The sequence below is a fragment of the Caulobacter vibrioides genome (assembly GCF_002310375.3).
Taxonomy (GTDB): domain Bacteria; phylum Pseudomonadota; class Alphaproteobacteria; order Caulobacterales; family Caulobacteraceae; genus Caulobacter; species Caulobacter vibrioides_D.
The window spans coordinates 3486518-3508033 of sequence record NZ_CP023315.3 but is presented as its reverse complement, the minus strand read 5'-3'; the positions used below and the strand labels follow the sequence as shown (position 1 = coordinate 3508033).

Annotated in this window: 15 protein-coding genes; 6 read left to right on the top strand and 9 right to left on the bottom strand. The window is 66.6% G+C overall.

All coding sequences use genetic code 11. From position 1 onward, the window contains the following. Window positions 1–112: 112 nt before the first annotated feature. Window positions 113–1228, bottom strand: a complete 1116-nt coding sequence (aroC, locus tag CA606_RS16480; RefSeq protein ID WP_096053550.1) for a chorismate synthase — start codon at window positions 1226–1228, stop codon at window positions 113–115. Window positions 1229–1340: 112 nt separating this feature from the next. Between aroC and CA606_RS16475 the strand changes: the two genes are divergently transcribed. Beyond that, the gene (locus CA606_RS16475; RefSeq protein ID WP_096053551.1) at window positions 1341–1796 is read left to right on the top strand and encodes a type II toxin-antitoxin system PemK/MazF family toxin; all 456 of its coding nucleotides are present in this window, start codon (window positions 1341–1343) and stop codon (window positions 1794–1796) included. 120 nt (window positions 1797–1916) lie between these two features. On the opposite strand, the gene CA606_RS16470 is transcribed toward CA606_RS16475, so the two are convergent. The 3 genes from CA606_RS16470 to CA606_RS16460 form a co-directional block, all read right to left on the bottom strand. Next, complete coding sequence (locus CA606_RS16470; RefSeq protein ID WP_096053552.1) at window positions 1917–3272, bottom strand: pectate lyase family protein; 1356 nt, start codon at window positions 3270–3272, stop codon at window positions 1917–1919. A 111-nt stretch (window positions 3273–3383) separates the two neighbouring features. Next, the gene (locus CA606_RS16465) at window positions 3384–4727 is read right to left on the bottom strand and encodes a M56 family metallopeptidase (protein ID WP_096053553.1); all 1344 of its coding nucleotides are present in this window, start codon (window positions 4725–4727) and stop codon (window positions 3384–3386) included. Next, the gene (locus CA606_RS16460) at window positions 4724–5104 is read right to left on the bottom strand and encodes a BlaI/MecI/CopY family transcriptional regulator (protein WP_096053554.1); all 381 of its coding nucleotides are present in this window, start codon (window positions 5102–5104) and stop codon (window positions 4724–4726) included. The genes CA606_RS16465 and CA606_RS16460 overlap by 4 nt, the downstream gene beginning before the upstream one ends. 143 nt (window positions 5105–5247) lie before the next feature. On the opposite strand from CA606_RS16460, the gene CA606_RS16455 reads away from it, so the two are divergent. Continuing rightward, a complete protein-coding gene (locus CA606_RS16455) occupies window positions 5248–6207 on the top strand; it encodes a bifunctional helix-turn-helix transcriptional regulator/GNAT family N-acetyltransferase (RefSeq protein WP_096053555.1) in 960 nt (319 codons plus the stop codon). Here CA606_RS16455 and CA606_RS16450 read toward each other — a convergent pair. The 4 genes from CA606_RS16450 to CA606_RS16435 form a co-directional block, all read right to left on the bottom strand. Next, entirely contained in the window at window positions 6143–6958 is an 816-nt protein-coding gene (locus tag CA606_RS16450) for an EAL domain-containing protein (RefSeq protein WP_096053556.1), read from the bottom strand. The genes CA606_RS16455 and CA606_RS16450 overlap by 65 nt on opposite strands. 363 nt (window positions 6959–7321) lie before the next feature. Then, a complete protein-coding gene (locus CA606_RS16445; protein ID WP_096053557.1) occupies window positions 7322–9844 on the bottom strand; it encodes a TonB-dependent receptor domain-containing protein in 2523 nt (840 codons plus the stop codon). Between the two features lie 488 nt (window positions 9845–10332). Further along, a complete protein-coding gene (locus tag CA606_RS16440) occupies window positions 10333–12858 on the bottom strand; it encodes a TonB-dependent receptor domain-containing protein (protein ID WP_096053558.1) in 2526 nt (841 codons plus the stop codon). A gap of 254 nt (window positions 12859–13112) precedes the next feature. After that, on the bottom strand, window positions 13113–14957 hold the full coding sequence (locus tag CA606_RS16435) for a methyl-accepting chemotaxis protein (protein ID WP_181242643.1): 1845 nt from the start codon (window positions 14955–14957) through the stop codon (window positions 13113–13115). Window positions 14958–15284: 327 nt separating this feature from the next. On the opposite strand from CA606_RS16435, the gene CA606_RS16430 reads away from it, so the two are divergent. Continuing rightward, window positions 15285–16352 (top strand): DUF2332 domain-containing protein, encoded by a 1068-nt coding sequence (locus CA606_RS16430; RefSeq protein ID WP_096053560.1) that lies wholly within the window; start codon window positions 15285–15287, stop codon window positions 16350–16352. Window positions 16353–16425: 73 nt separating this feature from the next. Here CA606_RS16430 and CA606_RS16425 read toward each other — a convergent pair whose 3' ends face one another. After that, entirely contained in the window at window positions 16426–17772 is a 1347-nt protein-coding gene (locus CA606_RS16425; RefSeq protein WP_181242642.1) for an aspartate aminotransferase family protein, read from the bottom strand. Window positions 17773–17822: 50 nt separating this feature from the next. Between CA606_RS16425 and CA606_RS16420 the strand changes: the two genes are divergently transcribed. From CA606_RS16420 to CA606_RS16410, 3 genes are read left to right on the top strand one after another with little or no spacing between them, the layout of a single operon-like run. Continuing rightward, window positions 17823–18494, top strand: coding sequence for a GntR family transcriptional regulator (locus CA606_RS16420; RefSeq protein ID WP_096053562.1), 672 nt, complete (start codon window positions 17823–17825; stop codon window positions 18492–18494). Window positions 18495–18549: 55 nt separating this feature from the next. Then, on the top strand, window positions 18550–20049 hold the full coding sequence (locus tag CA606_RS16415; protein ID WP_181242641.1) for an aldehyde dehydrogenase: 1500 nt from the start codon (window positions 18550–18552) through the stop codon (window positions 20047–20049). A 7-nt stretch (window positions 20050–20056) separates the two neighbouring features. Next, entirely contained in the window at window positions 20057–21502 is a 1446-nt protein-coding gene (locus tag CA606_RS16410; RefSeq protein WP_096053564.1) for an NAD-dependent succinate-semialdehyde dehydrogenase, read from the top strand. Window positions 21503–21516 lie beyond the last annotated feature (14 nt).

The following is a 21516-nucleotide window of genomic DNA, read 5'->3' as shown; positions in this document are numbered from 1 at the left end:
CCTAGATCGGAGGCTTACTCGGAGGCTCGGTCGCTGGTCAAGCCGCCACCCCGGTCATATCGGGTACGCGGACCCTTGCCGGCTGATCTTGGCTTCACAAGTTTCCCGAGTGCTAGTTCGCGCCGAGCCGGAAGCTGCCGCCACCGGTTTGGCCGCGATGGCGCAGGAAGGCGTCGGCGAGCACGCAGGCCGTCATGGCCTCCACCACCGGCACGCCGCGAATGCCCACGCACGGATCATGGCGGCCCTTGGTGCGCAGCTCGATCTCCTCGCCGGCCTCGTTGACCGTCTCGCGCGGGATCAGGATCGACGAGGTCGGCTTGAAGGCCACGCGCGCGACGAGGGGCTGGCCCGTGGAGATGCCGCCCAGGATCCCACCGGCGTGGTTGGACTGGAACACGGGCTCCCCGTCCGCTCCCATCCGCAGGGTGTCGGCGTTGTCCTCGCCGGTCAGGGCGGCGCTGTCGAAGCCGTCGCCGATCTCCACGCCCTTGGCGGCGTTGATCGACATCAGGGCGGCGGCCAGTTCGGCGTCCAGCTTGCCATAGAGCGGCGCGCCCCAGCCGGCCGGCACGCCGACGGCCTCGACCTCGACCACGGCGCCGGTGGACGAGCCGGCCTTGCGGATCTTCTCGAGGTGCTCCTCCCAGACCGGCACGATGGCCGCGTCGGGAGACCAGTAGGGGTTCTGCTCGGTCTGCGACCAGTCCCAGTTGGAGCGGTCGATCTTGTGCGGCCCGATCTGGACGAGGGCGGCGCGCACCGTCACGCCGGGGATGATCAGCCGGGCCACAGCGCCCGCCGCCACCCGCGCGGCGGTCTCGCGGGCCGAGCTACGCCCGCCACCGCGATAGTCGCGCACGCCGTACTTGGCGAAATAGGCGTAGTCGGCGTGGCCCGGCCGGAAAGCCTGGGCGATCTCCGAATAGTCCTTGCTGCGCTGGTCGGTGTTCTCGATCATCAGGCTGATCGGCGTGCCCGTGGTGCGCTGGCCGTTCGAGCGCTCGTCCTCGAACACGCCCGACAGGATTCGCACCGCGTCCGGCTCCTGGCGCTGGGTGACGAACTTGCCGTTCCCCGGGCGGCGCTTGTCGAGGAACGCCTGGATCATCTCCGCCGTCAGCGCGATCCCGGGAGGGCAGCCGTCGACGACGCAGCCGAGCGCCGGGCCGTGGCTCTCGCCCCAGGTGGTGACGCGGAACAGGTGACCAAAGGTGTTGTGCGACATGGGGCGGCTTCTAGCGGAAAGCGCGCGGAGGGGCAAAGTGGTCACGCCGGCGCCGGTTGCGGGAACTTGAAGTGCAATCTAGGGTTAATCTTCCGCCGCCCGCGACCCAGAAATGCACGACAAGCCGCCCAAGCCGCCCCTCCTGCTCAAGAGTGTTCCGCGCTTCGGGCAAGTCTACTGGTGCGATTTTGCGATCTCGAACGTCCTGCCGGAGTTCGATGACGTGCATCCCGCCGTTGTGATCCGTTCGGGACACAAGCTGGATCGCCCCCATCTTGTCGTACCGATGACGACCGTCGACCATACCGGCGACGTCTACGCCCACGCCTTGACGCGCAATCCCAATCCCAAGAAGCCGAACCTGCCCTCATGGGTGGTCTGTCATCACATCTATACCGTCGCGTCGGAGCGGTTGCGGCCGATGACCGACATCTACGGACATCCACGGTTTCCGGTCCTCGGCGATGGCGACATGCACGAAATCGGCAAGCGGGTTCGGCGCGCCTTGCATAGGATCATGGAGGCGTCGCTGACCCTTCCGCCGGACCTTCCGCGCGAAGAACCTTGATTTTTGGCGCTTTTGGGCCTAAGTCTCGGACACGGCCCTAGAGGCCGCTGGACGCAAGTCCTTGCCTCCGAAAGGAGGCCTGTCAAAGGGCGGATGGGCCACATCCGCCCTTTTTCATATTCAGCCCCGAACCTTCGCCGCGTCCGCCAGGTAGAGCTCCAGGTTGGTCCAGCCCGAGCCGTCCTTGGCCAGGATCGCGCCGTCCGGGCTTTTCGGATTGAGACCACGCGCCGTCTCCCAGGCGTCGGGCATGCCGTCGCCGTCAGTGTCGGGCAGCGCCTTGCCGGCGGGCAGCTCCGGCCAGCCGCCGACATCGGCCTCCGTGTTGATCACCTTGCCCTGGCGAGAGCGCACGCCCTCGACAATCCGCCGGTCGACGGGATCGCGCCACACCGAGGCGCCGGCGTCGGCCAGGACGCGCTCATAGGCCTTGTCGGCGCTCTCTGGCGTGACGGGCGCGACGTCCAGCGGCGCGGCGAGACGATAGCCGGCGGGCTCGGGGATCGTGAAGGTCACCAGGCTCCAGGGATCGGCCGGAACCACCCCGTCCATGCTGTTGCCGGCGAAGTAGCCCTTGGCCTCCAGATTGCTCTCCTGGAAGATCACGCGCTTGCCGGTGTCGGGGCCGGGCACATAGGCGTTGTCGACGAAGTTGTAGGCCGCCCGCGCAGCCTTGTCGGCGTTGTAGCCGGCATAGCCCTTGCCCCAGTTGTAGAAGACGTTGGAGCGGAAATCGAACAGCGGGCCGACGGGATCCTTGTCGGGCCCGTCATAGTTGCCCGGGCGCGGCATGCGGGCGATGTGGTTGGCCCACAGATTGTGATGGAAGCTGATCTTGCTGCCCTGGCCGCCCCGGATCAGGCTGCCATAGCCGTGGTCGCCCTTGACGTGGATCGAGCGCGCCAGGCTCTCGGCGATGATCGACCACTGGACCGTCAGGTCATGGAAGCCTTGGCCCGGCTCGCCGTAGCGGGCCGAGGCCGACAGCGTCTCGTCCACCGACCAGCTGGCCGAGACGTGGTCAAGGATGATCCGTCGGCCGCCACTGATCCAGATCGCGTCGCCCTCGATCTTGCTCTCGGCGCCCAGGCGCGAGCGGATGAAGCGGATCACGACGTCATCGGCGCCGACCACCAGGGTCTGGTCGCGCAGGGTGATCCCGCCGCCGGGCGCGGTCTGGCCGGCGATGGTGATACGCGGGTTGCTGATCTTCAGCGGCGACTTCAGCGGGATCGTGCCGGCGACGTCGAAGACGACCGTGCGCGGCCCCTTGGCCTCGACCGCGGCGCGCAGGGAGCCCGGGCCGGAGTCGTTCAGGTTGGTGACCCGCAACACCGCCCCGCCGCGCCCGCCAAGGCTGAGGCGTCCCGCACCCTCAGCGCCGGGAAAGGCCGTGACGTCGCCGGCCAGGGCGGGGGCGGCGGCGAGCGTCAGGGCGAGAGCGCCCGCAGCGGCGCGAAGGTGGCGGCTGAACATGTTCCATCCCCGACAGGCGTGGGCGGCGTTATGGGCGCCGCCCTTTAGGTCAGGGCTGAAAATGACGACTGAGTCCGGCTTTGTCCACCGGTGTCATTCGCGACCTTTTCGTCAGGGCCTAGCGTTCATGACGACGTTGAAGCTGTTCATCACCCGATCTTGCTCCTGCCAGCTTTTCACTTCCAGTCGCTTGATGGCGCCCCTCTCCAGGCGGGTGGGGTCGAAGCCTGCAGGGGCGGCGGACCCGTTGAGGAGGATGATAGCGTTCTCGCCCAATCGGCCGCGGATCTCGATATCGCCGACATAGGTCGCCGTCTGACCGCCGGGGAGCCGTAGAGCGTTGCCGTCCGTTTCGGCGCGATCCATCCAGACCGTGTCCGCCGTGATCGTCACGGACTTGTTTTCGTTTGTCGCGATCAGTTGGCTTCGCACGCTTGCGCCGCCACGGTCTTGCTGCGCCAGGGCCATCGAAGTCGCGCCGGTGGCGGCGACGACGAGGGCGGTCGTCGCGCCCAGAAGGGCCTTGCGACCCCAGCCGGCGGCGGGGTGCGGATCGGTGATGGCTTTCAGGCGCATGGCGGTGGGTTTCCTTCCTTTGCCGGTGAAGGCGGGGTGCAGGGTTGGAGCAGCGTGGGCGCGCAGCACCGCGAGCAGGCTCTCAGCGTAGCCGCGACGGACTTCGGGCGTTGCGCCAGTCAGGGCCAAGGCGTCGCAGAGTTCCTCGCGGGCGGCGGCGGCTCGGGCGCGCAGCACGGCGAACGGTGGGACCATCCAGAAGAGGCCGCCCACCAGGTGCTCGAACAGCAGCCGCCAGTTGTCGCCGCGCTTCAGGTGGCCCAGCTCATGAGCGCAGATCGGAACCAGACGCTCAATTGGCAGGCGTTCGACCAGGTCACGAGGCAGCAGGATGACCGGCCTCGTCAGGCCCGCCAGCAGCGGCTGGTCGATCCGATCGCTGATCCGCACCTCGGGGTGGCCCGTGTCCAGGCGGCGGGCGGCCGCGCCAATGGCCAGGGCCAGGTCCGTTTCGGCGGGCCGGGCGTCACGGACGATGCGCGCCAGCCTGGCCCGGCCGATCACCTGCCGGACGGTCGCGACCGCCAGGCCGCCGGCGGCGCCCAGGATCAGCAGGGCGGCGGCGGTCTCGACCGTGTTGAGGTTGGATGCGATGCGCGCGGTTGCGTCGTTTACGACGGCGCCGGCGGTGGCGGCCGCCTTTGTGCTGGCGACCACACTATAGACCGGCGTCGTTGCTTCTTCTGGCAGTAGCGAGATGCCCGTCATCAGGCCCAGCAGCGCTGGCGGTAGGGCCACGGCGCGGTTCCAGGCTGCGGTGCGCAGGGCCGGGTCGTCGGTCAGGCGATCGGCGGCCTTGCCCAGCAGCCAGCCCAGGCCGCTGGCGGGCCAGGCGGCGACGAGGCCGAGGGCGGCGGACGCGAAAAGCGGGTGCATCACTTGGCCTCTCCATCGACGGGCGTCTTGGCGTTCAGCAGCGCCTCCAGTTCCTGGATCTCGGTCTCCGACAGGATCTGGCTGCCTGAGAAGGCCGAGGCGGGGAGGCGGCCATCGATCTCGAGCAGGCCGCGCAGACGGTTCAGCACCCCGCCGATCACATCCACCTTGGCCTTCTTGGCCTCATAGACCGCCAGGCCGTGCACGGCGCGACGGATCAGCAGCCCCTTGGCCACCATCCGCTCCAGCACGGTGCGGGTCGTCGAGGCGCTCCAGCCTAGTTCGGGCTCGATCAGGCCTTGCGCCTCGCGAGCGCTCATCGCGCCACCGCGCCAGAACGCCTTGAGCACTTCCAGTTCCAGGTCGGAGGGTTCGGTCATGCGGTGCTGCTCACTGATCTGTGTCGTGTATACGCTACAAATGTAACGATTGCGCGTCAAGCGTCACGATCTGTGTGAGGAGGGCTTGCGTCCTGGGTCATTCAATAGCTAGCTATATAGCGTGCTATGAAATGGAGCGGGCGATGGACGTGGATCTTCTGGCCGGTCTGGGTGTCGGGTTCCTGGGCAGCCGGCTCAAGCGTCTGGCCGAGCGGATGCAGGCCGACGCCGCCGAGGTGGCGCGGTCGTTGGAGTTGCCGGTCCAGCCGGCGCAGATGTCCCTGCTGCTGGCGATCCGCATGCATGAACCGATCTCGGTGGGCGAGCTGGCCGAGCGCCTGCAACTGGCCCAGCCGACAGTGACCCGCGCGCTGGGTCCGCTGGAGCGGGACGGCTTCGTCGAGGTTCGCCGCGCGCCGGGAGACCAGCGCACCAAGCGCCTGGCCTTCACCGACAAGGGCAGGGCGCTCATGGCGCGGATTCAGGCCGAGCTTCTGCCGCGCATCGAGCCTGCGGCCGCCGAGCTGGTGGCGGGGCTGGAGGGGGACTTCATGCTGGGGCTGGCCAGGGTGGAGGCGCGGCTGGCTGAGCGGTCGTTGCTGGGCCGCGCCCAGGCGGCCGGAGCCCCGTTGGTCTGGACGCGCGACTTCTCCGACGATCTGGCCGAAGCCTTCTATCGGATCAACGCTGAGTGGATCGAGGAGATGTTCGCTCTGGAGGAAAACGACATCGCGCTGCTGTCGAGGCCGCGCGAGCTGATCCTAGACAAGGGCGGGGTGGTGCTGTTCGCCGAGACGGCCGAGCACGGCGTGGTCGGGACCTGCGCGCTGATGGTCTCGAAGGACGGCTGGGTCGAGCTGACGAAGATGGGCGTGCTCAAGAGCGTGCGCGGGGTGAAGGCCGGGGAGTTTCTGCTCGCCAAGACCCTGGAGCGCGCCGCCAGCCTGGGCATGGACAAGATCTACCTGCTGACCAACCGCAAATGCGCGGCGGCGGTTCACCTCTACGAGAAGCTGGGTTTCGTCCACGACGAAGCGATCATGCGGAAATTCGGGGCTCGATATGAGCGCTGTGACGTGGCGATGTCGTATCGGCCGCGATGATCGCGCTCACGTCGGGCGCCGCCAGGCCCTGGAACACCGGCTTTGCGATCACGTAGCCCTGGACATAGTCGACGCCCAGATCGCGAAGCGCCGAGAGCTCATCGATCGTCTCGACGCCTTCGCAGACCGCGAGGATCTCCAGCTCGGTCAGCATCTTCAAGAGGTTGGAGACGATCACCCGCTTGCTGCGATCGCGGTCGATGTCGCGGATCAGCTCCATGTCCAGCTTGACGATGTCGGGCTGGTACTTGGCCAGCAGGTTGAGGCCCGCATAGCCCGCCCCGAAATCGTCGATGGCGGTCTTGAAGCCCATGGCGCGATAGGTGCGCAGGATGTTGAGCACATGCTGGATGTCCAGCTGCTCGTTCTCGGTGAATTCGAAGATCAGGCGATTGAGCGGGAAGCCCGTGCGCATGGCTGTCGCCAGGGTCAGGCGAATGCACGCGCGGGGCTCATAGACCGCGTTCGGCATGAAGTTGATCGATAGGTGGGCGTTGGTTTGCGGCAGATCCAGCGTCGTGGCCAGCTCAATGGCCTTCACCCGGCACTGCTGGTCGAACACATAGCGGTTCTGGTCCGAAATGGTCGACAGCACCGTCCCCGCGCCCTGGCCCTCGGTTCCGCGCGCCAGGGCTTCATGCGCGTAAACCTGGCCGGACGACAGACTGACGATCGGTTGAAAGGCCATCGAGAAGGGGGTCTCGAAGTCCTGGCCATCCCGGCAGCCGCTGCAAACTTTGGACACGGTCATTCCCCGAAATGCGACGAGTAACCAGAAATCGCCGCAAAAGATGAAGCGAGACTTAGCTCGCCTGCGACAACCTGCCGCGCCTTCACGGTCGGCGTGACCGAACGCCCGCGGCGCCGCCATCGCCTAGAGCCCTTTAGCTTTAGATGGAATCATCTAAAGCGTTTCAAAGGGCTCTAAGTATCTGATTTTAGAGCCTGTTTATCTGGTTTAGATGGTTCCATCTAAACCAGATAGGCTCTAGCGGCTCCCCCGAGGTTTGGCGCGATGCCCCCTCCCAGACACGCCGACGCCGGCGCGGGACAGCCCGCGCCGGCGTCTTTAAGGCTGTGGCCGAGACGCGTGAACGTCTCGGCCGGTTCTGTCTTAGAAGCTGTAGCGCAGCGTCGCCGAAGCGGTCCGGCCCAGATAGGTGCGGCCGAGCACGACGCCGCTGGCCGGGATCGCGGCCTGTTCGGAGTCGCTCAGGGCCAGCGTGTTGAACAGGTTGTTGACGTTGAGCATCAACTGCACGCGCTCGACCGGACGGACCTGGACGAAGGCGTTGACCAGCCTGTAGCCGGGCAGCTTCAGCTGGTTGGTGTCCTGCGCGAAGCTGCTGGTGGTGCCGATCACATTCGCGCCGAAGGTCAGGTACTTCAGCTCGACCTGCGGCGTCACCGAGTAGATGAAGTCGGCCTGGTGGCGCGGCTTGTTACCGATGAGTTCCGGACGCTGGGCGTCGCTGGTGATCTGGGCGTCGGTATAGGTGGCGCCGGCGGTCACGCTGAACGGGCCCTTGCGAACGGCTGCTTCCAGCTCGACGCCCTTGGCCTTGTAGCTACGAACGATGTTCAAGACCTGCGCCGAGCCGTCGGCGCCGCTGACGATCTGGGTGTTGCGTTCGCCGGTCGTGGCCGAGAAGCCCGTGACGTTGAAGGTCACGCCCGAGATCCGGTACTTCAGGCCAAGTTCGGCCTGCTTGACGGTGTCATAGGCGCTCTCGTCATCGACCAGCTTGCCGGTGTTGTAGTTGACCGCCGGCGTGAACAGGATCTTGTCGGCCGAGGCGCGGCCGCCGCGGCTGTAGCGGCCGAAGACGGCCAGTTGCTCGGCGACGCGATAGTTCACGCCAGTCGAGTAGCTGAGGTACTTGTAGTCGTAGTCGACATGGCCCGGCTGGCCCAGCGGCAGGACCGACACCTTGGTCTCCGCCGTCGAAATCGTACCGTCACGGTTCATGTCGAAGGACGCTTGGCCCAGACGACCGCCGCCCAGTTCGGCGCCGAAAAGCGTGCCGCGGACCGTGCCCATGTCGTAGCGCAGGCTGCCGCCGACGGCGATCTTGCCGACGTGGTAGTTGACCGAAGCATACGGCGCGTTGACGCGGTAGTTCATGTCGTAGCTGCGGCGGAAGGTGTTGCCCAGGCCGTAGGAAACGTAGCCATCCTGCGTGAACGCGACGCCGGCAGCCGTCCTGGTGTTGATCAGGGTGGACTGGCCGTCACCGGCGACGCTGGCTAGGACGTTGAGGAACGACAGGTCCGTCGCGTAGTCCTGCGACGAGGCGTAGAAGCCGGCGGTCGTGGTCAGAGCGCCGCCGTTGACGTCCCATACGCGGCTGGCGCGGATGTCGTTGGTGACGTTGTCCAGGCTCTTGATCTTGGTGTCGAGCTGCAGCGAGGAGGTCAGCAGACCGTTGCCGTTCAGGGTTGACGGGCTGGTGATGGCCTGGCCCGCCTGCGGGCCCGTGGCGAAGCTGAGCGTGGTGCCAGGGCCGCCATAGGCCACCGACAGAACCGACGCCTGGTTCACTGCGATCGGACGAATGGTCTGGGTGCCGCCCCCGACGTCCGAGAAGCGGAACTTCTCGGTGATGGTCCAGCCGTTCACGTCGAACTGGGCGTCGAAGCCCAACGACTTGACCACGGCATGTTGGCCGCCGCGCAGATCGCCTTGGGAAAGGTTGTTGTTTTCGTCCAGTCGAACGACGTTGCTGACGTAGGGCGACAGCAGCGAGTCGGTCTTGATGTTAAAGTTGGTCGGGCTGCTGAAGGTCGGATCGGCGTTCGTGCCGGTGACCCGGATCGGGATGAAGGTGTAGGCTGGCGTGCGGTCGTTCAGATACTTGCCGTAGATCCGAACATAGCCGTTGTCGAAGGTCTTGGTGACGTTGGCCTTGATCTGGCCGCCCTTGTAGGCGGTGTAGCCGACGTCACGGGGGCCTTCGCCCTGGCGGTAAAAGCCGCCGACATGGAAACGCAGCGTGTCGCTGATCTTGCCGCCGTAGTCGCCGTCGAGGCGCTTTTCGCCGTAGTTCAGGCCGTAGGTGCCCTGGACTGCGCCGCCTTCGGCGTCGCCGGTCTTGGAGATCAGGTTGATCACGCCGCCCGGCGAGTTCGACGCGAAGGTCGAGGCCGAGCCGCCGCGGATCGTCTCGATCTGCGAAACGTTCAGGTCGGCGCGCATGAACATGTCAGCGATGAGCTGGTACATGTCGCCGAACTCGAGGACCGGCAGGCCCTCTTCCTGCAGCTGGACGTACTTCGAGCCGGTGCCCGACAGCGGCAGGCCGCGGATCGAGTAGTTCGCGTTGCCTTCGCCGATCGCGTATTCCGCGCGAATACCCGGGATGTTGCGCAGGACTTCGCCCAGCGAACGGGCGCCGTAGGTCTCGAATTCAGAAGCGCGCAGGGCGCTCGTGGAGGTTGCGCTGTCGAGGCGGTCGCGACCCTTGGCGACGCCGGTCGAGAACACCGCCTCGCCGTTCGCCTTGGCGCCGGCGCTCTCTTCGGCCTTCGCGGCGGCGGGCTTGGCGCTATCGGCGGCGTCAGCGCTCAGCGCTTCGGCGTACGCAGACGAGAACATCAAAAGGGGGGCGATAGCGGCGGTCGCGAGCAGATATTTCATGAGAGCGCTCCGGTTTTATTTCTGTGTTTTGTGTAGTTTGAGGTGATGTTGGCGTCCCGATTAGAGCAATAAGGTAAATCTGGACTTATCATCCGCAGCCCATGGGTGCGACATTGTGTCCACTTTTCTGTGGTGTATTGATTTTGACTTGATTCAATCTGGGGTTTTACGGCGCATGCGTAACAGCCTGGGCGCCGTTTGGGCCCCGACTGGGCGCCCGTTGCCTGAACGTCTGTGTCCGGACGTCTGTTTAATGTCGTGGGGGAGGGAGCGCGTCGCTCCGGGAGATCCTGGTCCGCCAGGGCCGCCGTCAGGGCGCTTTGCGGGGTCGCGTCGGCAGCGCGCCACGGCGCTGGTGACCCGCTTCGGATGCGGCCTGGGTATCGGTCTAGAGCGCGATCGCCTTGATGGCGCTGGTGTCGCCGATGGTCGCGCTGTCGTCGAAAAAGTTGCGGCCGGAACGCCTGTGCGTTCCGGCCGCCTCTGTCTTAGAAGGTGTAGCGCAGCGTCGCCGAAGCGGTCCGGCCCGCGTAGGCGCGGCCCAGGATGACGCCGCTGGCCGGGATGGCGGCCTGCTCGGAGTCGGTCAGCGCCAGCGTGTTGAACAGGTTGTTGACGTTCAGCATCAACTGCACGTTCTCAACCGGGCGAACCTGCACGAAGGCGTTCACCAGGGTGTAGGCCGGCAGTTTCAGCTGGTTGGAGTCCTGCGCGTAGCTGCTGGTGGTGCCGATCACGTTGACGCCGACCGTGCCGTACTTCAGGTCCACCTGCGGGGTCACCGCGTAGATGAAGTCGGCCTGGTGGCGCGGCTTGTTGCCCTTGTACTCCGGATGGAGGACGTCGCTGGTGATCTGGGCGTCCGTATAGGTGGCGCCGGCGGTCACGCTGAACGGACCCTTGCGGACGGCGGCTTCGAGCTCGACGCCCTTGGCCTTGTAGCCGCGCACGATGTTCTCGACCCGGATCGAGCCGTCGGCGGCGCTGTTGACCTGGACGTTGCGCTCGCCGGTCTTGGCCGAGAAGCCCGTGACGTTGAAGGTCACGCCCGCGATCCGGTACTTCAGGCCGAGTTCCGCCTGCTTGACGGTGTCATAGGCGCTCTCGTCGTCCACCAGCTTGCCGGTGCTGTAGTTGACCGCCGGCGTGAAGAGCAGCTTTTCGGCCGAGGCGCGACCACCGCGGCTGTAGCGGGCGAAGACGGCAAGCTCTTCGGCGACGCGGTAGTTCACGCCCGTCGAATAGCTCAGATAGTTGTAGTCGTAGTCGACACGACCCGGCTGGCCCAGCGGCAGGGCGGCGACCTTGGTTTCCGCCAGCGTGATGACGCCGTCGTTGTTCATGTCGCGCGTGATCACGCCCTGGCGACCGCCGCCCAGTTCGGCGCCGTAGAGGGTGCCGTCCACCTTGCCCATGTCGTAGCGCAGGCTGCCGCCGACGGCGATCTTGCCGATGTGGTAGTTGACCGACGCGTACGGCGCGTCGACGCCATAGTTCACGTCGTAGCTGCGGTGATAGAGCGCGCCGCCAATGCCGTAGGCCAGCAAGCCGTCTTGGGTGACCGGCACGCCGGTGGCCGTGCGGACGTTGATCAGCGCGGTCTGGCCCTCGCCGTTAACGTCGGTCAGCATGTTCAGGAACGACCAGTACGAGTTGTAGTCCTGCGACGACTTATAATAGCCGACCGTGGTGGTCAGGTTGCCTTCGCCCACCTTCCACACGCGGCTGGCGCGCAGGTCGTTGGTGACGTTGTCGAGGCTGTTGATGTCGGTCTTGATCATCAGCGCGGACGTCATCAGCCCGTTGCCGTTGAGGGTCGAGGGGGCGCTGATCGCCTGGCCGCGCTGCGGACCGGTGGCGAAGCTGAGCGCGCCGCCCACGCCGCCATAGGAGAACGCCAGTGCGGCGGCCGGAGCCACTGCGATGGGGCGGACCTGCAGGACGCCGCCCGAGATCTTCGAGATGCGGAACTTCTCGCTGATGGTCCAGCCGCTCACGTCGATCTGGGTGTCGAGGCCGATCGAGGCGACCTTGGCGCGCTGGCCTTGACGGATGTCGTCGCGAGCGACGTTGTTGGCTTCGTCCAGCGTGACGACGTTGCTGGTGTAGGGCGACAGCAGCGAGTCGGTCTTCAGGTCGAAGTTGGCCGGGTTCGAGAACGTCGGGTCGGCGTTCGTGCCGGTCACGCGGATCGGAACGAACTGGTAGGACGGCGTCCGGTCGTCCATCAGCTTGGCGTAGACGCGGACGTAGCCGTTTTCGAGCGTCTTGGTGAGGTTGGCCTTGATCTGGCCGCCCTTGTAGGCCGTGTAGCCGACGTCGCGCGGGCCTTCGCCCTGACGGTAGAAGCCGCCGACGTGGAAGCGCAGGGTGTCGCTGATCTTGGCGCCGTAGTCGGCGTCGAGACGCTTTTCGCCGTAGTTCAGGCCGTAGGTGCCCTGGACAGCGCCGCCCTCGGCGTCGCCGGTCTTGGACAGCAGGTTGATCACGCCGCCCGGCGAGTTCGACGCGAAGGTCGAGGCCGAACCGCCGCGGATCGTCTCGATCTGGGCGAGGTTCAGATCAGCGCGCATGAACATGTCGGAGGTGAACTGCAGCATGTCGCCGAATTCCAGGACCGGCAGGCCGTCTTCCTGGAGCTGGACGTACTTCGAGCCGGTGCCCGACAGGGGCAGGCCGCGGATCGAGTAGTTCGCGTTGCCTTCGCCGCCCGCGTACTCGGCGCGGATGCCGGGGATGTTGCGCAGGACTTCGCCCAGCGAGCGGGCGCCGTAGGTCTCGGCTTCCGTGCCGCGCAGGGCGCTCGTCGAGGTCGCGCTATCGAGACGGTCGCGGCCCTTGGCGACGCCGGTCGAGAACACCGCTTCGCCGTTCCCCTTGCCGCCGGCGCTCTGGACGGCCTTCTCAGCCGCGGGCTTGGCCGCATCGGCGGCTTCGGCGCTCAGCGCCTCTGCGTTCGCGAAAGAAAACATCAGGAGGGGCGCAATCGCAGCGGTCGCGAGCAGGTACTTCATGAGAGGGTTCCGTTTTTCTCTTTGTATCTTGTGTAGTTATGAGTTTCGTTGGTGCGTTCGCTAAAGCAATAAGATGAATCTAGACTTATCGGTCGCGGGAAGTGCCTGCGACAATATGTCCATTTTTCTAACGCTTTATTTGGCTCAGTGGATCGCGTCTCGGCGTCGTGAGGCGCGAGCGTGTTGGCTCGGGCGCCTTGCGGGCGCCTGATGGGGTGGTTCGGGATTGTCGTGGGGTGTGGCGCGCCGCCGGGTCAGCCCCGGCCGGCGCCAGCCACTCTGAGCGTGCGGGCGGCCGGGGATGAGGCCTGGCCGAAGTCCGCCGAGCGCAGGCGGAAGCGGGCGACCAGCGTGGCCAGCTCGTCGGCTTCCCCCGCGAGGCTGCGCGCTGCCGCAGTCGCCTCTTTCACCATCGCCGCGTTCTGCTGGGTCATGCTGTCCATGCTCGCCACGGCGCTGCTGACCTGCTTCAGGTTGTCGGCCTGCGTTTCGGTGTTGTGCGCGATCTCGTTGATGAGCGTGTTGGTGTCACCGATCTTCGAGCCGATCAGCGTCAGCATCTGACCGGTGTCGCCGACGCGGCGCACGCCGCTGGCCACTTGCTCGGACGAGGTGTGGATGAGCGTCTTGATGTCGCGCGCCGCGTCGGCCGAGCGTTGGGCCAGGGCGCGGACTTCCGAGGCCACAACCGCGAAGCCCTTGCCCGCGTCGCCGGCCCGGGCCGCTTCGACACCGGCGTTCAGCGCTAGCAGGTTGGTCTGGAAGGTGATGCTGTCGATCAGGTTGATGATCTGGCTGATCTCTTCGGAGCTCGTCTGGATGGCGTCCATGGCCGAGATCGCCTCGGTGACGATCGCGCCGCCTTCCGCAGCGTTGCCGTTGGCGACCTCGATCGCGGTCCGGGCGTCGGCGGCGCGCTGGGCGGTCTCGCCGACCATGACCGTGACCTGCTTGGTCGCCGTGGTCGTCTCCTGCAGACGCGAGGCCTGCTGTTCGGTCCGGCGCGAAAGGTCTTCGGAGGCCGTATAGATCTCTGCGGCCCCGGAGCGCACGGTCTTGGCCGAGCGGGCGACCCCGGAAATGCTCTGCTCAAGCCCTTCGACGGCGCTGTTGAACGATTGGCGCAGACGCTCGTACTCGGGTTCGAACGGGCTGGCGATGACGTGGGTCAGGTCGCCGGACGCCAGGGCGGCCAGCGCCGTGTCCAGCGTCTCCACCACGCGACGTTGGGCCGCCTCGGCGCCCAGCTTGGCGCGGTCGGCTTCGGCCTTGGCGCGGTCAGCGGCTTCCTTGGCGCGGTCGGCCTCGGCCTTCGCCAGGGCGGCGTCACGGAACACGAGCACGGCGCGGGCCATGTCGCCCAGTTCGTCGCCGCGATTGGCGTCGACCGAGATGTCGTTGTCGCCGCGCGCCAGCTGCGTCATCGCCGCGGTAAGCGTCGTGATGGGGCGTGCGATCGAGCGGCTCAGGCTGCGCGCGGCCAGCATGGCGATGGTGATCAGGGCGATGCCGCCGATGGCGAGCGCCGCGATGGCGGTGACGATGGCGGTTTGCTGGCGCTCGCCGTTCTGGGCGATGTGCTTGACTTCCGCGTTGCGGACTTCGCGCAGGGGCAGCACCGCAGCGCTGACCAGCACCTTCTTGCCGGCGTCACGGACTTCTTGTTGCGCGGCGTCGCGCTGGCCGGACTTCACGACCTCGATCAGACGATCACCCCAATCCTTGCGCCAAGCCAGGGTCGCGGCGCGCGAGGTCTCGATGTGCTTCAGCATCTCGGGGTCGGTCAGGGTGGACGACAGCTTCGCCGAGACCTGGTCGTATTCGTCCCGGCCCTCATAGTAAGACTTGAGGTAGGTGTCGTCGCCGGTGACCAGATAGCCGCGGAACTGGCTGTTCTGCCGAAGAATGGCGGTCTCGAGCGCCAGGGCGTCGGCGTGAATTTCTTGGCTGAGGTTGTTGTTCTCAGTCGAGGCGCGGATCATCAGGATCGTCGCCAAGAAGACAACCATCATGATGGCTGCGGAAACGCAGATGAAAACGAACGACAGGCTGAGCTTCTTCGGAATGTTCATATCGGTCGTCATCGTTCCACTACTCAATAGTCGGTCCGCCGCATGGCCCCGCTGCTGACCGCCCCTTTTTGACGTGATCGCCAAAGCGCGGAATCTGCCTCTGGAAGCCGACCCCTAGAGCTAAACAACAGTGATTTCGCGGGTCTTAACGACGTTTGGCGTGTCCCCATTTTGGGGCGCGACATAGTGTCACTGAAAAGACTGATCGTAATTTATTCGGCCTTAACGGGCGGCGCCCTTAGGTGCCGGTGGCCGCGTAACCAGAAGAAGCCAAAGAATAGGACGTCTACGTCACTCGACGGCGACACTTTTAAACTGACCTGTCCCACTTCCGGGACGTGCTGCCCGTGTGGATTGTATTTCATGAAGATGCTCGTTACTGGCGCTAAGTATGAGTTCGTGCGCCAGGCGGAAAACTGCCGCTCGACGGGCTCTGACTTCGTCGCCGCCGTCCTGGAGGCCGTCGATCGGCAGCTCCCGCTTGCCCCGCAAAGCAAGAAGATGGTCGAGAGCTGGCGCGGAGATCCCGCCGCAGCCGCCGTTGCGATGCGCGTCAACGGGGCGCTGCACGCCCTCGCGCGTCGCGGCAAGCCGCAATATCTCGCCGATCTCTACAGCGGCGAGCACGACGATTTCGACGGCGCGATCGCCGAGGCGCTGGCGCAGGAAGACCAGTTCATCGCCGACTGGATGCGCTATCCGACCCAAACCAATGAGGTCGCCCGGGGCGGCGCGGTGATGTCGGCGCTGATGGCGGTGGCGGCCGAACGGCCTCTGCCCTTCCAAATCCTCGAGCTTGGCTCCAGCTGCGGTCTTAACCTCAATCTGGCGCGCTACGCCTACCAGCTGGGTACGGTCGCAGCGGGCGACACCGCGTCGCCGGTCCGCATCGCCCCCGCCTGGCGCGGCGCCAATCCGCCGGTCGCCGACGTCTCGATCGCTTCTGCGCAAGGCGTTGATCTGAGCCCGCTGAGCGCTCTGGATCCGTCGCATCGCGAACGATTGCTATCCTTCACCTGGGCCGACCAACCCGCGCGCTCCCAGCGGCTGGAAGCGGCTCTGCAGATCGCCGTCGCCCACCCGCCGCGCGTCCATCGCGGCGACGCCAAGCTGTGGCTCGCCCAGCGGCTGGCCGAGCGTCAGGACGACGGCGTGTGTCGCGCTGTGGTCCACACCATGTTCATTCAGTACCTCAGTGACCGGGAACGTCAGGACATCGCCAAGATGATGGCCGCCGCCGGCGCGGGGTCCACAGCCGACCGGCCGCTGGTCGAGATCGGCCTGGAATGGACGCCCGACCGCCGTGAGGTCCAACTGCGTTGCACGCGTTGGCCGGATGGCGACACCACGATCCTGGCCACCTGCCATCCCTATGGCGACTGGGTGGAGTGGCGCGGCTTTCCAGAGCGTACGCCCGCCTAGAGCCCTTTGCGATCTGAGTGAAACAATCAGATCGGATAGCAAGGGCTCTATTTCAGACGTTTAGCGTGTTCGCCTATTCGACCTTGGCCAATACGCGTCGGATCGTTTCCACAATTCGGTCGATGTGATCCTTCTCCAGGATCAGCGGTGGCGACAGGGCGATGATGTCGCCGGTCACGCGGATCAGCAGGCCTTCGTCGAAACAGGTCTCGAAGACCTCCATCGCCCGGGCGGTGGGCGCGCCGGGGCGGGCTTCCAGTTCGATCCCCGCGATAAGGCCAAGGTTGCGGATGTCCGCGACGTGGCGAGCGTCGGCCAGGCTGTGCATCGCGTCCTGCCAATAGCCCTCCAGCCCGGCGGCCCGCGCGAAGAGATCGTCCTCGCGATAGGTCTCCAGCGTGGCGAGGCCCGCGGCGCAGGCCAGCGGGTGGGCCGAATAGGTGTAGCCGTGGAAGAGCTCGATGGGGGCGTCGGCGCCCTCCATCATCGCGTCGTAGATCTTGCCGGAGGCCGCGACGGCGCCGCAGGGCACGGCGGCGTTGGTCAGGCCCTTGGCCATGCAGATCAGGTCGGGCGTGACGCCGAAGCGTTCGGCGGCGAACGGCGCGCCGACCCGACCAAAGCCGGTGATCACCTCGTCGAAGATCAGCAGGATGTCGTGCTTGTCGCAGATCGCCCGCAGGCGCTCCAGATAGCCCTTGGGCGGGATCAGCACGCCGGTTGAGCCCGCCACGGGCTCGACGATGACGGCGGCGATGTTGGAGGCGTCGTGCAGCGCCACGATCCGCTCCAGATCATCGGCCAGGTGCGCGCCGTTCTCGGGCTGCCCCTTGGCGAAGGCGTTGCCCGGTAGGCCATGGGTGTGGGGCAGATGGTCGACGCCGGTCAGCAAGCTGCCAAAGTACATCCGGTTCTTGGGAATGCCGCCGACCGAGATGCCGCCAAAGCCCACGCCGTGATAGCCACGCTCGCGCCCGATCAGCCGGGTCTTGGTCCCTTTGCCGCGCGCGCGGTGGTAGGCCAGCGCGATCTTCAGCGCCGTGTCGACCGACTCCGAGCCCGAGTTGGTGAAGAAGATCCGGTCCAGGCCCTTCGGGGTGATCTGCGCCAGGCGCGAGGCGAATTGGAACGCCAGGGGATGACCCATGTTGAAGCAGGGGGCGTAGTCCATCTCAGCCGCTTGGCGTTGGATGGCCTCGCGGATCCTGGGCCGGTCATGGCCGGCGTTGACGCACCAGAGGCCCGCGGTCGCGTCCAGCACCTCCCGCCCCTCCGGCGTGCGGTACCACATGCCGCTGGCCGAGGAGAGCATGCGCGGATGGCTCTTGAACCGCCGGTTCGGCGTGAACGGCATCCAGAAGGCGTCGAGGTCATTGGCGCCGAAATCGGGCATGGGGCGGGTCCTTGCGAGCGCTTGCATTGTGATCGCAATTGAGGGCCAACTGGCAAGGCCTTCTTGGAACTTGATGCATGAAGACCCGCCGGCCGCTTGCTGATTCAACAGCCGTCCACGACCAGGTCTACGAGGCGATCCGGCAGGCCTTGATCGCCGGTCGGATCGCGCCGGGCAAGGGCGTGTCCTTGCGCAGCCTGGCCGCCGAGCTAAGCGTCTCGCCGATGCCGGTGCGCGACGCCGTCCGGCGCCTGGTGGCGGAGCGGGCTCTGGCGATAAACCCGGCCAACAAGCGTCTGTCGGTGCCGTCGCTGACCGCCGATCGCCTGGAGCAGCTTTCCATGGCCCGCCTGTGGGTCGAGCCTGAACTGGCTGCGCGAGCCGTCGCCAGGGCGGATGCGAGCCTGATCCGGCAACTTCAGGCCATCGACGCCGACCTCGATGAGGCCCTGCGGCTGGGCGATGTCGACCGCTACATGGCGGCCAACCACGCGTTCCACTTCGCCCTCTATGAACGGGCGGACGCGGAGGTCCTGTTGGCGATGGCGGGCGGTCTCTGGCTGCAGATCGGGCCTTTCATGCGCGTAGTGTTCGGACGGGTGGGGGCCGATGTTCTGGTCGCCGACCGTCACGCCGAGGCGATCGAGGCCGTCAAGGCCGGCGACGCCGACGGCGCCCGCCGCGCCATCGCCGCTGACCTTTCCGAAGGCATGGACAAGATGCGGATCGCCGTCGAGGCGAGCGCCTAAGTCGAGCGCTTGACACGCCGCATGATGCGGAAAACTGTGATCACAACAGTATGGATTGCCCCGCGTGACCCTTCCCGCCGATATCGCCGAGCGCCTCGCCAAGCTTGCGCCGCCCAGCCAGGCGGTGATCGACGGCGCCTTGGTCGAGGCTGCGTCGGGCGCGACCTTCCACAATGTCTCGCCGCGTGACGGGCAGGTGCTGAACCTGGTCACGGCCTGCCAGGCCGACGACGTCGAGCGCGCGGTCGCCGGCGCGCGCGCCGCCTTCGAGGACGGCCGCTGGCGTGATCAGGGGCCGCGCCAGAAGAAGGCGGTGCTGTTCCGTCTGGCCGAACTGATGGAGCGCGACGCCGACGAGCTGGCGCTGCTGGAAAGCCTGGATGTGGGCAAGCCGATCAGCGATGCGCGCAACGTCGACATCCCGCTCGCGATCAACACCTGCCGCTGGTACGCCGAGGCGCTGGACAAGGTCTATGGCGAGGTCGGGACCTCGCCGGCGGATCGACTGAGCTATGCGGTCCATGAACCGCTGGGTGTGATCGGCGCCATCGTGCCGTGGAACTTCCCGCTGCACATGGCGATGTGGAAGGTGGCGCCGGCCCTGGCCATGGGCAATTCGGTGGTGCTCAAGCCCGCCGAGCAGTCCCCGCTGACCGCGCTGAAGCTGGGGGCGCTGGCGCTGGAGGCGGGCCTGCCGCCAGGTGTGCTGAACGTCGTTCCGGGGCTCGGCGGCGTGGCCGGCGAGGCGCTGGCTCTGTCGATGGATGTCGACATGATCGCCTTCACCGGCTCTGGGCCCGTGGGGCGCCGGCTGATGGAGTATTCGGCGCGCTCGAACCTCAAGCGCGTGTCGCTGGAACTGGGCGGCAAGTCGCCCCAGATCGTCTTCGCCGACTGCCCCGACCTGGAGGCTGCGGCCCAGGCCGCCGCCTGGGGCGTGTTCTATAATCAGGGCGAGGTTTGCACCGCCGCCTCTCGGCTGCTGGTCGAGGCCTCGATCAAGGACGCTTTCCTGGCGCGGGTGATCGAGGTCGCCAAGGGCATGAAGGTCGGCGATCCGCTGGATCCGTCGACCCAGTTCGGCGCCATGGTCAGCGAGCGGCAGATGAAGACCGCGCTCGACTACATCGCCACCGCCGACAGCCAGGGCGCGCGGCGCGTGCTGGGCGGCCAGCGCGTGCGCCAGGAGACCGGCGGCTTCTATGTCGAGCCCACGATCTTCGACCAGGTGCGGCCCGATCACACCTTGGCGCGGGAGGAGGTGTTCGGCCCGGTCCTGGGCGTGATGACCTTCCAGTCCGAGGATGAGGCGATGCGCCTGGCCAACGACACCGTGTACGGTCTGGCCGCCGGGCTCTGGACCGCCGACGTCAGCCGGGCGCTGCGCGGCGCGCGGCGGCTGAAGGCGGGCCTTGTCTGGGTCAATGGCTGGGACGCTTGCGACATCACCATGCCGTTCGGGGGCTTCAAGCAGTCGGGCTTCGGCCGTGACCGCAGCCTTCATGCGTTGCACAAGTACGCCGACCTGAAGTCGGTGTCCGTGACGCTGAGGTGACCCCCGCATGACCGCCCTGAACCTTGTTGAATCCGATGCCTTGATCGACGGCCGTTGGGTCCGTGGCGAGGCGACCTTCGAAGTGCTCAATCCTGCCGACGAAGCCGTGATCGCCAAGGTCGCGGACCTGGGGGCGGAAGAAACGACGCTGGCCATCGACGCCGCCCATCGCGCCTTTCCGGCCTGGGCCGCCAAGACCGCCAAGGAGCGCGGTGCGATCCTGCGCCGGTGGAGCGACCTGATGCTCGCCCACGCCGACGATCTGGCGCGGCTGATGACCGCCGAGCAGGGCAAGCCGCTGGCCGAGGCCAAGGGCGAAGTGGTCTACGGCGCGTCATTCATCGACTGGTTCGCCGAGGAGGCCAAGCGCGCCTACGGCCACACGATCCCGACGCCCATGCCGGGCAAGCGCCTGGTCTCGATCAAGCAGCCCGTGGGCGTCTGCGCCGCCATCGCGCCGTGGAACTTCCCGATCGCCATGATCACCCGCAAGGTCGGCCCGGCCCTGGCGGCCGGCTGCACGGTGGTGGTCAAGCCGGCGGCCGAGACGCCGCTTTGCGCCCTGGCCATCGCGCGCCTGGCCATCGAGGCGGGCGTACCGGCGGGCGTGCTCAACATCGTCACGACGACGCGCTCGAGCGAGGTCGGCAAGGTGCTGTGCGACGACAGCCGGGTGCGGAAGCTGTCGTTCACTGGCTCTACGCCCATCGGCAAGGTGCTGTACCAGCAGTGCGCCGGCACGATGAAGAAGCTCTCGCTGGAGCTGGGCGGCAACGCGCCCTTCATCGTCTTCGACGACGCCGACCTGGAAGCCGCCGTCGATGGGGCGATCGCCAGCAAGTACCGCAACGCAGGCCAGACCTGCGTTTGCGCCAATCGCCTGCTGGTCCAGTCCGGCATCCATGACGCCTTCGCCGCGCGGCTGGCCGAGAAGGTCGCCGCGCTGAAGGTGGGGCCCGGCACCGGCGAGGGCGTGCAGATCGGTCCGCTGATCAACGAGAAGGCTCTCACCAAGGTGGTGGGTCTGGTCAGCGGCGCCGTGCAGGGCGGAGCCGAGGTGCTGACCGGTGGCGACGTCCATGGCCTGGGCGGGCTGTTCTATCAGCCCACTGTGCTGGTCGGCGCGGCACCGCAGATGCGGATTTTCCAGGAGGAGATCTTCGGCCCGGTCGCCCCGATCGTGAAGTTCGAGACCGAGGCCGAGGCGGTCGAGCTGGCCAACGCCACGCCCTTTGGCCTGGCGGCCTATTTCTACAGCCGCGATGTCGGCCGCTGCTGGCGCGTGGCCGAGCAGATCGAGGCCGGCATGGTCGGCATCAATGAGGGCCTGATCTCCACCGAGGTCGCCCCTTTCGGCGGGGTCAAGGAGTCGGGTCTGGGCCGCGAAGGCGCCTCCGAGGGGCTCGAGGAGTATCTGGAGACCAAGTACCTGTGTTTCGGCGGGGTGGGATGAGACAGGCGCTCGCC